Origin of the sequence: Lutibacter oceani (assembly GCF_003384935.1) — a bacterium.
GTDB classification, from domain to species: Bacteria; Bacteroidota; Bacteroidia; order Flavobacteriales; family Flavobacteriaceae; genus Lutibacter; species Lutibacter oceani.
On the sequence record NZ_QTTQ01000011.1, the window covers coordinates 638,535 to 651,664 of the forward strand.

Here is a 13,130-nt window from a genome sequence, read left to right on the forward strand (position 1 = left end):
AATGAAGCATAAAGCAGGTTTTGTAAATATTATTGGAAATCCAAACGTGGGTAAATCAACATTAATGAATGCATTTGTTGGTGAACGCTTATCAATAATCACTTCAAAAGCACAAACAACACGTCATAGAATTTTAGGAATTGTAAATGGCGATGATTTTCAAATTCTTTTTTCTGATACACCAGGAATCATTAAACCGGCCTATGAATTACAGGAATCTATGATGGATTTTGTAAAATCAGCTTTTGAAGATGCCGATGTGCTTATTTATATGGTTGAAATTGGTGAGAAAGAATTAAAAGATGAAAAGTTTTTCAATAAAATTACAAACTCAAAAATCCCAGTCTTACTGTTAATTAATAAAATTGACAAATCTTCTCAAGAAGAAGTTGAAGAAAAATTACTTTACTGGAAAGAAAAAGTTCCAAATGCTGAAGTTTTTTTAATTTCAGCACTTGAAAATTTTAACATACAAGGAGTTTTTGATAGAATTATTGAAGTATTACCTGAATCACCAGCATTTTATCCTAAAGATCAATTAACCGATAAACCAGAACGTTTTTTTGTAAATGAAGCTATTCGCGAAAAAATATTATTGCATTACAAAAAGGAAATCCCATATGCTGTTGAAGTAGATACAGAAGAGTTTTTTGAAAGTGATAAAATCATTAAAATTCGCTCTGTAATTATGGTTGAACGAGAAACTCAAAAAGGGATTATTATTGGTCATAAAGGTGCAGCTTTAAAACGAGTTGGCATTGAATCCAGAAAGGACTTAGAAAAATTTTTTGGTAAAAAAATTCATTTGGAATTATATGTAAAAGTGAATAAAAACTGGAGAAATGACAAGCGTCAATTACGCCGATTTGGGTATAACGAATAAACGCTCTTTTAATTTATTTCAAAAAAAATAATCATTTTTTTAAAATAAACCTTAATTAAATAGTATGAAAAAATTATAAACTTTATTTTTCCAAGGTTTTCATCATAAACTCATAAAGCTCATCCATTTGCTTATGTCCTTTTCTTTTACCAACGCTACCTAAAAAGTACATTACAATCCATAAAACCGGTAAAGCAATTACCATAATTAAAGAAAATGTATAGTCCGATTTTAAACTCCATTGTACATATGCCATTACTGCAAAACCAATAAATGCAACTGCTACTGCAAAATGAAAAAACATAAATAGCGTCCACACTTGGGGCTTAGGTCCAAACAATCCTTTTACAATTGTTTTTTCAGAATCAATCTTTTCTATTTCAATATTTAACTGAGGAGACCAAAAATGATTTTCGCCCACCGGCACATCTATAACAATGTGCCCATCAACAATTTTACTACAATATTTACAATTTCCATCCTTTAAATTATCTTCAAATTTTGAAATTAAACAGTCCTGACTTTCATCAAAACCCATTTTAAATCTTGGGCGTAAATGTATATCACTATTTTTATGTTCTTCCATTCAAGTTAGTTAGTTGAGTTTTGAAATATACTAAAATTTACCAAATGTCTAATTTTGAATTAGTAATACTTTAAAATTCAAATTTAAATTGCTTACTTTTGCAAAAAATTTCAAGACGAATTTTATGAGCAATATTGTAGCCATTGTAGGAAGACCTAATGTTGGAAAATCAACTTTATTTAACCGTTTAGTACAACGCAGAGAAGCTATTGTAGACTCTGTTAGTGGTGTAACACGTGACAGACATTATGGAAAAAGTGATTGGAATGGAAAAGAATTTTCTGTTATTGATACTGGTGGATATGCTGTAGGTTCTGATGATATTTTTGAAGAAGAAATTAGAAAACAAGTGCAATTAGCTATTGAAGAAGCCGATATCATAATATTTGTAGTTGATGTTGAGCAAGGTATTACACCAATGGATTCTGAAGTTGCTAAACTTTTACGTAAAGTAAAAAAACCAATATTAATGGCTGTTAATAAAGTTGACAATGCCATGAGAGATGCTGATGCTGTTGAATTTTACAATCTTGGATTAGGTGATTATTTTACTATTTCATCTATAAACGGAAGTGGAACTGGTGAATTATTAGATGCATTAGCTGAAAAATTAGAAGATGACGTTGAAGAAGAAAGTGTATTGCCAAGATTCGCAGTTGTTGGAAGACCAAACGCAGGAAAATCGTCATTTATAAATGCTCTAATTGGTGAAAACAGATTTGTTGTAACAGATATTGCAGGTACAACACGAGATTCTATCGATACAAAATACAATCGTTTTGGGTTTGATTTTAATCTAGTTGATACTGCTGGAATTCGAAAAAAATCTAAAGTTAAAGAAGATTTAGAATTTTATACGGTTATGAGAGCTGTAAGAGCCATTGAACATTGTGATGTTGCAATTTTAGTATTGGATGCTACACGTGGTTTTGAAGGTCAAGATGAAAATATTTTTTGGCTGGCAGAAAAAAATAAAAAAGGAATTATAATTTTAGTAAATAAATGGGATCTTATTGAAAAAGAAACCAATACAATGCGTGATTTTGAAGCTCAAGTAAGAAGAGAGATTGCACCATTTACTGATGTACCAATTATATTTATTAGTACATTAACAAAACAACGTATTTTTAAAGCAATTGAAACTGCTGTTGAAGTTTTTGAAAACAGAAAAAAACGCATTCCAACAAGTAAGTTAAATGAAACTATGTTGGAAATTGTGAAACAAAATTCACCACCTGCATATAAAGGTAAATTTGTAAAAATTAAGTATTGCATGCAATTACCAACTCCAACACCTCAGTTTGTTTTCTTCTGTAATTTACCTCAATATATTAGAGATCCTTACAAACGCTTTGTTGAAAACAAATTACGTGAATTGTATGATTTTAGCGGAGTGCCAATTGTAATTTATTTTAGACAAAAATAATATTTCAGTTTTCTAAAAGAGTCCATTAGGTATAACATCTAACCATTTAAAGTAAGCCATTGCCATTAAAATGGATAAAAACCATGCTATAATGGTTAGTTGAATACAGCAATAATCCAGGTTTATTATTAAATGGTAAGGTATAGACATGTGCAATTAAAAATGCAACTGGTAAAGCCAAGGAATATCAACATCATTCCAAGCAACAATTCCAATTTTTGATAGCAATGCAATAATAGCTCCCATAAATACCACAACAAAAGGACTTATTCCGTAGTATTTATTGGTTACCCATAATGCCAAAATTGACAGAAATATAACAATAGATTTTATTTTATTAAATAAAACTTTACCCAATTTATTTAACTCAACTTTTAAAGTTTCCATTCAACCTTCTATTAAAGGTTTTTGGTTTTCTTTTTTATTTTGAAAAATAAATTTAGTCCCAAAACCCCGCCAAATATCATTAAAATAAGTGCCTCCGGAAAAGCTGCAATTAATGATCCTACCGATAAATATCAATTTATGAACTGGTAAAATTAAAATGTAGTTTTCTTATATTTTCATCTAATTCATTCCCAGTATATATTATGATTTTTATTTCAAAACCAACCTTAAAAAACAGCTTAAATATGTTATTTTACTTACATAACTTCGTTTTATTAATTGTAATTTTGATTAAAATTTTTATTTCAAAATTCTAAAACTTCACTAATGGATGATGCTTTATTATATGGTAGATTACAATTTGCTTTCACAATAACTTACCATTACCTGTTTCCGCAACTAACTATGGGATTGGCATTAATTATTGTTTTGTATAAAGGGCTTTACCTCAAAACAAATACCCTGATTTACAATGAGTCGGCTAAATTTTGGGCTAAAATATTTGCCATTAACTTTGGAATGGGTGTTGTAACTGGTATTCCAATGGAGTTTCAATTTGGAACCAATTGGGCACAATTTTCTGAAAAAACTGGTAACATTATTGGACAAACTTTAGCAATGGAAGGTATGTTTTCCTTTTTTTTGGAATCCTCTTTTTTAGGGCTCTTTTTATTTGGAGAAAAATTATTGGGCAAAAAACTACACTTTTTAACTGCTGTATTAATATTTATTGGTACTTGGGCTAGTGGATATTTAATAATTGCTACCCATTCCTGGATGCAAAATCCGGTTGGACATGAAATTTTAGCAAATGGCAAATTTGTGTTGAATAATTTTGCTGACCTTTTTGGAAACCCTTGGTTGTTACCGTCATTTTTCCACAATCAAATGGCTTCTTTAGTTACAACTTCTTTTGTAGTTGGTGGTACTGGTGCTTTTTATTTATTAAACAAAAAGCATAAACAATTTGGGTATTTGTTTTTAAAAACAGCACTTATTACGGGTTTAATTTCAACACTTTCAGTTGCATTTCCTACTGGAGATTTATTAGCAAAACAAGTTGCACTAAAACAACCTGTTACTTTAGCCGCAATGGAAGGTTTGTTCGAATCTGAAGAGGGCGCACCTATTGTACTAATTGGGCAACCCAATATGAAAGAACAACGATTAGATAATAAAATTGAAGTACCCAAGGTTCTTAGTTTTTTAACCTACGAACGTTGGAATGCTGAAATTAAAGGATTAAACGATTTTCCAAAAGAAGAATGGCCTACAAATATTCCCGGTTTGTATTATTCCTATCATATTATGGTTGGATTAGGAACAATTTTTATAGGAATAATGTTTTTAGGTATTTGGCTTTTATGGAAGAAAAAACTTGAAATACAACGATGGTTTTTATGGATTCTTCTATTTGCAATTCCGTTCCCATATATAGCTAATACAGCTGGTTGGTACACTTCTGAATTAGGTCGCCAACCTTATTTGGTTTATGGATTATTTAAAACAACAGATGGTGTTTCTGAAAATGTTTCATCAGGAAATACATTATTTACATTACTTGGCTTTGTTGGCTTATATTTAATTTTAGGGTTTATTATGTTAATTTTAGTTGGTAAAATTGTTCATAAGGGACCAGAATCAACTTTAAAAACACACTAATATGGAACTTACTTGGTATATTATTTTATGCTTTATGCTTGTTATGTATATAGTGTTAGATGGTTTTGATTTTGGAGCTGGTATAATTCATTTATTCTTTGCGAAAACTGAAGAAGAAAAAAAACAAGTAATGCGTGCTATTGGTCCGTTTTGGGATGGAAACGAAGTATGGTTAATTGCTGCTGGTGGTGTTTTGTTTGCTTCATTCCCTACTTTATATGCTTCAGCCTTTAGTGGTTTTTATTTACCACTAATAATGATACTTTGGTTTTTTATTTTTAGAGCTTTAGGAATTGAGTTTACACATTTGATAAATCACGAACTTTGGATAAAACCTTGGGAAAAAAGCTTTGGGATTTCTAGCTTATTATTGGCATTATTTTTTGGTGTTGCCTTTGGAAATATTATTAGAGGTGTAAATTTAGGCGGTGTAGAAAATAATATTGCTCAATTCAGTAACAATTATTCATTTTTTACACCATTATGGGACGGGAGTTTTTCTCCGTTTGCTGAACGTCCCGGGGTTATAGACTGGTTTACAATTACTATTGGTTTAGTTGCGGTTTTAACGTTAACTATACATGGAGCTAACTGGATTATTTTAAAAACAGAAGGTGCTTTTGTAAAAAAATTACAAGCTAAAATTTTACCACTTTGGATAGCTTTGGTAGTTTTAATTCTTATTTCTTTAATAGCTTTTATGGCATTAAAATCTTTCAATAAAGAAATTTTTACGCAACACCCAACAATATATTTATTGCCTTTTATAGCTTTTATTAGTTTATTTGGAATGCTTTTAGCTTCAAAAAGTACTAAAAACTGGGTTGGGTTTGCAAGTTCAACTTTATTTATTATTAGCGGAATTGGAAGTGCAGTTGCCAGTTTATTCCCTGTTGTAATACCAAGTACAAATTCAATAATTGAATCTTTAACAATTTATTCTACTTCAGCTGAAACTTATGGATTGAAAGTTGGATTGGTTTGGTGGATTATTGCATTTGTATTAATACTCGTTTATTTCACATTTGTGCACAGAGTTTATAAAGGAAAGTTAACCGAAAAACATGACCATTATTAGTTATTTAAATTATTAATTTTCTATGCGTTTAATAAATTCATCTTTATAATTTAAACCTATTGGAATTCGTTTACTATCTATTAAAATTCTATTTCTTTGCACTGAATGAATGTGCTTTAATGAAACAATAAAAGAGCGGTGCACCCTAATAAAATCTTTTGTTAACTTTTCTTCAAAAGCTTTTAAACTGCATAGCGTTAAAATTGGCTTAGGAGAATCTGTATAAATTTTTATATAATCCTTCAAACCTTCAACATACCGTATTGCATCTAAATTTACCTTAAGGTTTTCATAATCAGATTTTACAAATACAAAATCTACTAGCTTAAGAGGTTTTTCAATATTAGATTCTTCAGTTTTTAAAATTAACAGTTCATGCGCCCTGTTAACTGCCTTTAAAAAACGATGAAAAGGAATAGGTTTTACTAAATAATCTACAGCATTTAAATTAAATCCTTCAACAGCATAATGAGAATAGGCTGTTGTAAATATAAATAGTGGTTTTATATCTAAAGACTTTATAAATTCTATTCCTGAAAAATCAGGCATTTCAATATCAGAAAAAATTAAATCAACTTTATGGTTTTGAAGAATTGATGCTGCTTCAATAGCATTAGAACAGCTAGCAACTAATTGTAACATTGGTACTTTAGAAACAAAATCTTCTAATAATTCTATTGCCAATGGCTCATCATCTATAATTAAACACCTCATATTTTTTTTAACTTTAGCAACAATTCTACAGTAAACAAATTATCTAATTCTTCAATTGTTAGCGTATGAGAATCTGGGTACAATAATTTCAGTCTTTTTTTTATATTTTGAATTCCAATTCCTGAATTTGGATTGTTCTTTTCTTTTAATGATATATAATTAGATATATTTAAATTTAAATTACCATTCTCAACATTTATTTTTATAACAATATTTGTTTTTCCGGTATAATCTGTTCCATATTTAAAAGCATTTTCTATAAATGAAATTAACAATAAAGGCTCTATATAATAGTCTAAATATCCATGAACATTAAACCGAACTCCACTGGAATCCTTCAATCTTAAATTTTGAAGTGATATGTAATTTTTTATATAATTAATTTCATTTTGAAGAGAAACGACATCTTTATTGGTTTCATAAATCATATATCGCATTAATTCAGACAATGTAATAATAGCATCTGTAGTATTATCAGATTTTTTATTGGCTAAAGAGTAAATACTATTTAATGAGTTAAATAGAAAATGAGGATTTAATTGTGTTTTTAAAAATGATAATTCCGTATTAACTTTCTCATTTTTAATTAATGCTTTTATCTTTTCACTTTTATACCATTCAACCACTAATTTTATACTTGCTCCTACAGCAAAAAGTAATGAGGCAACAAAAACTTGAACTCCCATAAAAATGCGATCATTTGACCTAAACTTTGGAACATTCTCATCAAACTTTGGAAAATCAGGTCTATTTGCCATCATTTCCTTAAAAAATGCTTCTGGAGGGGGAAACAAATTATTTAAATAAACTGAGAAAAAAATAAAAGACACTGAAGCTGCAACGTACAACAGAATTCTTTTACTCAACAATAATTTAGGAACTAACAAACTATAATTCAAGTAAAAAATAAAAATATTTATTCCTATTTTAATATAAAAATTAACATCTTTTGGTAAAATTTGAAACCGATTATAAAAAGTAAGTAAATTAATTGAAATAAATATAGCCCAACATAAAATATGGATTATTAATGGGTTTATATTTTTTACAAATAGTTTCAAGAAAATACAATGTGGGTTAACAATTTTACAGCAAATTTACTTTAATTATTAAAAATACTTGTCGAGTTTTGTGTGCAGAACTATTAAATTAAAGTTAAAAAAGGAGCTGAATCATTTTTATTTTCATCCAGCTCCATCTATTAAACAAACAATTTAAAAAAAACAATTATTTTAATCATCTTCATCTAATTCTTCATAAGGTCTAAACTCCCAGTTATCATCAAAATAATAACTTCCACTTCTGCCCATTAAAACAAATGCTTTATCTGAAAAACTAAAAGAAGCTGCATCCTGTCTTGCACTACCTTCAAAATCAGAAGCTTCTTCCCAAACATCAAGTACTGGATTATATTCCCACAAATTTGTGGAAACCCCAGAAGAAGTACCTGTGGTAACATAGCCCAACCCATTTAATGTAAATGCTACTCCGCTTGACAATAATACGCTATAATCCTCATCTTCATCATCCAAATCTTTTAAACGTGTCCACGATTCTGTATTTCCATCAAACTCATAAAAATCATTTTGATACGCACCATTTCTTAAACCTGTACCCATATATACTTTATCATTAATTGTAAATGAAACTGCATTTTTTCTTTTATCACCACCAAATCCAACTGCTTGAATCCATTCATCAGTTTCTGGATTGTATTGCCAAAAATCTTTTAGTTCACTTCCATCATATCCAGTTCCAATATATCCTTTACCCGCAACTGCAAAACCCACTGCGGCATATCTTTCGGTTCCTCCAAAATCAGCTTTTTGATCCCAAGTATCTGTTTCAGGGTTGTAACTCCAAAAGTCTTTTAACTTATTGTCTCCATCATATCCGGTTCCAAAATAGCCGATTCCATCAATTGAAAACCCAACAGCTCCACTTCGTGCAACACCAGGAAAATCAGCTTTTTGAACCCAATAATCACCTTCTTTATTATACTCCCATAAATCACTTAAATAATCGTCACCATCATATCCCGAAACCAAATACCCTTTATCTCCTATAACAAATGACACAGCATTACCCCTTGCGTCACCATCGAAAGAAGAACTTTCAACCCAATTTCCATACTCTGTATCATCATCGTCATTTGAACATCCAATACCAAATAACAGTGTTAAAATAATTAATTTAGTTATGTGCCTTTTTTTTAATTTCATAATTTCCTATTTTAGTTAATCTTTTTTTTAATTAAATTTTAAACCAACACCAACAAAAAATTGCTGCTTAGTGTTAAATTCATAAACATCCTTATTTCCATTTTCCAAATTAAAATTAGATAACAATTGGCATCCTGCATTTAAAGAAATTTTCCAAAAATCATCAATCTTATGATGGTACATTATTCCTGCAATTAAGGATTGATATTTGGCTTTTTTAGTTACGCCATTTTCTAAATTCAAATTATTTGAAAGGTTTGCCACAAACCCTTTTGGCTCGACATAAAATTTGGTTTTATTCCTATTATTAAATGTAAATTGAATGGCTGTTTTTGGAACACCAATTGTGTATTGAAATTTTTCACTCACATTTTTTGAATAACTAATAATTGGGATTGGAACTGTTAAACCAAAATTTGAATTTACTGTTACTCCAAGAGTTAGTTTACTTCTATTTTTTGTTTTAGTAAACGATAGTGTACCATTAAACAATACGTCTCTAAAACTAACATTAGATTCAAAATTAGATGAAATTGAAGGCGCTAATTCTAAATTATAATTCCAATTATTAGTTAAAATATTTAAATATTCCAAAGAATAAGAAATTGTTTTAAAGCTGGAAATAGTATTTGTATTTATAGTTTCATTAGCGTTATAATCAACCTCGTAATTTGAAAATGAAATACCATTTACAAAGGTTCCCTTTTTTAAATTTAGTGGGTATTGTATTTTTAAAGTTGAAGTATTTAATCCTACAGAATTAGATTTGTTTAACAAATTATTAAACGACAACTCTGCTATATGTATATTTTGTCCAAACATTGATATCAATCCAATAATTAACATTAAAACCGTTATGCTTACTTTCATGTTTCATTCTAAATTTCATTACAAATCTATTTCTCAAAATTCAGTTTTAGGCTATAAAATAGACGAAGACATTCTTTTTATCTACTTATAGGTTGTTAACACCTACAAACCCACAAACCTATTGATTTAGAGCATTTTAACATATTTTTAACGCTTTAATCGTTACTATTTCAGTGTTCATCTATTTTATAATTCAAATCCTATTGAATTAAAATATTTTTACACAAAAAAGAAAAATGAAATATTATTTACTACTCTTATTTATAGCTTTAAACCTATTTGTTTCGTGTAATAATGATAACAACTATTATGAAGTTGGTGAAAATTTTATTGAAACAAATATACATATAGTTAGAATAGATACCCTTTCAATAAATACGGCTACAATTATTGCAGATTCATTAATAACTTCAAACACTAGCAGACTTTTAATTGGTGCCTTGCAAGATGAAATATTTGGAAATCTTAAAGCTCAAAGTTATTTAGGATTAAATACATCAACTTTTAATATTGACAAAGAAGCCGTTTTTGATTCAATCGCATTAATTTTACATTATGACAGGTATTATTACGGTGATACAACACAAGTTGTAACTTATAAAGTTCATGAAATAACTGAAAATTTTGAACCAAATGATGAAGAAGATGCCTTATATTTCTACAATACTTCATCTTTAAAATACAATCCTGAAATTTTAGGCGAAACATCTTTTATAGCATTTCCAAACAAAAAAGATTCCATTTGTATTTCATTAAAAAAAGAATTTGGTCAAAATTTATTTGATAAAATTATTGATAATGACATTAATAATTTAGATGAACTTGCAAAAGAATTTAAAGGAATTACGGTAGTTCCAGATGAAAATAACAATACAATATTGGGTTTTAAGTACTCCTCAAGTGATGATAGTTATAATTTTTCTTCAATTAGATTGTATTATACTTTAAAAGATGATGACTTTGAAAATAACAATTATCACATAAATTTTTCTATTAATGGAACAAATAAAGTATTTAACAATATTACTAGTAATAGAAGCTCAACCCAACTGCAACAATTAAATAATAGTGATGACATTTTATTAAGTTCAAATACCTCAAATAAAATGTACATACAATCAGGCACAGGAATTAGTATGCGCGTTGAAATTCCAAATGTTCGATTGTTAAACGAACTAGAAAATAGTGGCACAACTTTAAGTGCTATTTTAAAAATGTATCCTGATAAAAACAGTTATAATAATATTGATCTTATAGATTCTTTAGCTGTTTATATTGTAGATAAAAAAAACAGAGTGATATCACAACTTACAAATTTTAGTGGTAATTCTGTATATGCAAATTTAAACACATCAGATACAGAATTTGATAGTAATACCTATTTCAGTACAGATATAAGTTTGTATGTTGAACAACTTCAAACAAGTTACAATGACCTAGATTATGCCTTAAGATTTGAGTTTATAGAAAACACAAAAACAATTAATAAACTACTAATAAACGATCAAACTGGTTCAGAAAATCCAAGCTTAAAAATGGAACTTCAACTAACTTATTTAACTTATTAACACAAATGAAATTAAAACTAATAACCCTATTTTTTACGCTATTCTCATTTATAATTTTCGCTCAAAGCGATTTAGACTCTCCATATTCAATATTTGGATTAGGTAAAGAAAATTCAAATTTTTTTGGAGCTTCAAGCGCATTAGGAAATACAGGAATTGGCTACAAAACAGGCACTTCTTTAAACAAATTAAATCCAGCTTCATTAACTGCTATTAATAAAAATTCATTTTTATATGAAATTGGAATAAATAATACATTTTCAATAAAACAAGACAATAATTCAACCCAAAATAATTTTGATTTCAATTTTACTCATATTGCAATTGGTTTTTCGGCTACTGAATTTTGGAAAATGAGTTTTGGCCTAATTCCAAAAACAAAGGTTAATTACGAAATTGATTTATTTCAACCTGTTGAAGGAACCATTAATAGTTATAATACTAACATTATTGGTTTAGGTGGTTTAAATGAAGTGTTTTGGGGACACGGTTTAAAAGTTACAAAAAATCTTTCATTGGGTTTGGAACTACTGGCATATTTTGGCTCAATTAATCAAGAAAAAAGAATTGAATATAACGCCACATCAATTTACCTAAATGAACATACTAATTATAAAGGATTTGGTTTAAAAGGTGCTTTTCAATATTCATTAAACAAAACCACTATTGGGGCTACTTTTAACCTTCCTTCTACTCTAAATGGAACACAAGATGTTGAAGGTATAAAAACCTATAATTCAGGTAGTGAAACCTCAATTATTGAAGAAACCGGTAATGAAATTGAAAATTTTGAACTTCCATTAAATATAGGAGTTGGAATTTCTACAACTTTTAAAAACGTATTATTAAATATTGATTTACAAAAAAATTACTGGAGCGATTCTTACATTTCAAATTCAAATTTTAATTATAGAGACCAAAGTATTTACGGATTAGGAATTGAATACAAATCTTCTAAAAATTTATTCCAATATTGGAATAAAGTTATTTATAGAATGGGGATAAATTATGATACTGGTTACTTAACTTTATCAAATACAAAAATAGATAGTTATGGTTTTTCAGCTGGGTTGGGTTTACCTATATCTAATAATAGTTTTTCAACATTAAACCTAAGTTATTCTTACGGAAAAGAAGGAACCTTAAATAAAAACTTAATAATAGATAACTTTCATAAACTATCTATTAATGTTAGTTTAAACAGCAACTGGTTTCAAAAACAAAAAATATTCTAAGACAACAAATTATTTATTGCTATTAATAATCTCATTTATAATTTTTAAATGATGTTTGGTATGAATTGCCAAAAACCGCTGACTCTTTTTTAGTGGCAACATTCCAAAATATGGATGTGAAAAATGATTTTTAGCTGACAAAATTTTAATTTCTTGTAAATGTTTTTTTGAAATTTCTAATTGGTTTTCTAAAGCTATTTTTGATATTTCTCCATTTTCAACAACGTGTTTTGGTGCTTTTGCCTTCCCTTTTGGAATATTTCCTGTTAAAAAAATATAAAATTTTACAAAGCTTGAAGTGCCCTTGTAATTTTCTGGATTCGATTTTTTTAAAGCCTCACAAACACTATTAATCACTTTTAATGAATGATCTATATGCCAAGCAACAGTTGTTGATGAAACCTTTTCATTTCGCAGTAAATAATGGGGTACTAATTGCTCTAAGGCATCCAAACTCTTTTCAATGTTCATTTATTAAATTTTTGCAGAAGTATTATAT

Annotated in this window: 13 protein-coding genes; 6 read left to right on the forward strand and 7 right to left on the reverse strand. The window is 28.4% G+C overall.

Annotated elements, in window-relative coordinates:
* Position 1 precedes the first annotated feature (1 nt).
* Positions 2–883: a GTPase Era gene (era, locus tag BX611_RS12050; protein ID WP_115881574.1), complete on the forward strand. Its 882-nt coding sequence runs from the start codon at positions 2–4 to the stop codon at positions 881–883.
* Between the two features lie 82 nt (positions 884–965).
* Here era and BX611_RS12055 read toward each other — a convergent pair whose 3' ends face one another.
* Positions 966–1,469, reverse strand: coding sequence for an ABC transporter ATP-binding protein (locus BX611_RS12055; protein ID WP_115881576.1), 504 nt, complete (start codon positions 1,467–1,469; stop codon positions 966–968).
* A gap of 124 nt (positions 1,470–1,593) precedes the next feature.
* Here BX611_RS12055 and der point away from each other — a divergent pair, with 124 nt between their 5' ends.
* Positions 1,594–2,895 carry a ribosome biogenesis GTPase Der gene (gene der, locus BX611_RS12060; protein WP_115881578.1) on the forward strand — a complete coding sequence of 434 codons (1,302 nt, stop codon included), beginning with the start codon at positions 1,594–1,596 and terminating at the stop codon, positions 2,893–2,895.
* Positions 2,896–3,051: 156 nt separating this feature from the next.
* Here der and BX611_RS12065 read toward each other — a convergent pair whose 3' ends face one another.
* The gene (locus BX611_RS12065; RefSeq protein ID WP_115881596.1) at positions 3,052–3,282 is read right to left on the reverse strand and encodes an anion permease; all 231 of its coding nucleotides are present in this window, start codon (positions 3,280–3,282) and stop codon (positions 3,052–3,054) included.
* A 327-nt stretch (positions 3,283–3,609) separates the two neighbouring features.
* Between BX611_RS12065 and BX611_RS12070 the strand changes: the two genes are divergently transcribed.
* Both BX611_RS12070 and cydB read left to right on the forward strand, forming a co-directional pair.
* Positions 3,610–4,944, forward strand: a complete 1,335-nt coding sequence (locus BX611_RS12070) for a cytochrome ubiquinol oxidase subunit I (protein ID WP_115881598.1) — start codon at positions 3,610–3,612, stop codon at positions 4,942–4,944.
* 1 nt (position 4,945) lies between these two features.
* Positions 4,946–6,022 carry a cytochrome d ubiquinol oxidase subunit II gene (gene cydB, locus BX611_RS12075; RefSeq protein WP_115881600.1) on the forward strand — a complete coding sequence of 359 codons (1,077 nt, stop codon included), beginning with the start codon at positions 4,946–4,948 and terminating at the stop codon, positions 6,020–6,022.
* A 12-nt stretch (positions 6,023–6,034) separates the two neighbouring features.
* On the opposite strand, the gene BX611_RS12080 is transcribed toward cydB, so the two are convergent.
* From BX611_RS12080 to BX611_RS12095, 4 genes are all read right to left on the reverse strand, one after another.
* Positions 6,035–6,736 (reverse strand): LytR/AlgR family response regulator transcription factor, encoded by a 702-nt coding sequence (locus BX611_RS12080; RefSeq protein ID WP_115881602.1) that lies wholly within the window; start codon positions 6,734–6,736, stop codon positions 6,035–6,037.
* The gene (locus tag BX611_RS12085; RefSeq protein WP_162880052.1) at positions 6,733–7,602 is read right to left on the reverse strand and encodes a sensor histidine kinase; all 870 of its coding nucleotides are present in this window, start codon (positions 7,600–7,602) and stop codon (positions 6,733–6,735) included. The genes BX611_RS12080 and BX611_RS12085 overlap by 4 nt, the downstream gene beginning before the upstream one ends.
* A gap of 366 nt (positions 7,603–7,968) precedes the next feature.
* Positions 7,969–8,958 (reverse strand): Kelch repeat-containing protein, encoded by a 990-nt coding sequence (locus tag BX611_RS12090; RefSeq protein WP_115881606.1) that lies wholly within the window; start codon positions 8,956–8,958, stop codon positions 7,969–7,971.
* A gap of 27 nt (positions 8,959–8,985) precedes the next feature.
* Entirely contained in the window at positions 8,986–9,828 is an 843-nt protein-coding gene (locus BX611_RS12095) for a DUF6268 family outer membrane beta-barrel protein (RefSeq protein WP_115881608.1), read from the reverse strand.
* A 236-nt stretch (positions 9,829–10,064) separates the two neighbouring features.
* On the opposite strand from BX611_RS12095, the gene BX611_RS12100 reads away from it, so the two are divergent.
* Together BX611_RS12100 and BX611_RS12105 are read left to right on the forward strand one after the other, a co-directional pair.
* On the forward strand, positions 10,065–11,396 hold the full coding sequence (locus BX611_RS12100) for a DUF4270 family protein (RefSeq protein WP_115881610.1): 1,332 nt from the start codon (positions 10,065–10,067) through the stop codon (positions 11,394–11,396).
* Between the two features lie 5 nt (positions 11,397–11,401).
* On the forward strand, positions 11,402–12,631 hold the full coding sequence (locus tag BX611_RS12105) for a porin family protein (RefSeq protein ID WP_115881612.1): 1,230 nt from the start codon (positions 11,402–11,404) through the stop codon (positions 12,629–12,631).
* Between the two features lie 9 nt (positions 12,632–12,640).
* Here BX611_RS12105 and BX611_RS12110 read toward each other — a convergent pair whose 3' ends face one another.
* Positions 12,641–13,102, reverse strand: coding sequence for a hypothetical protein (locus BX611_RS12110; protein WP_115881614.1), 462 nt, complete (start codon positions 13,100–13,102; stop codon positions 12,641–12,643).
* Between the last annotated feature and the right edge of the window lie 28 nt (positions 13,103–13,130).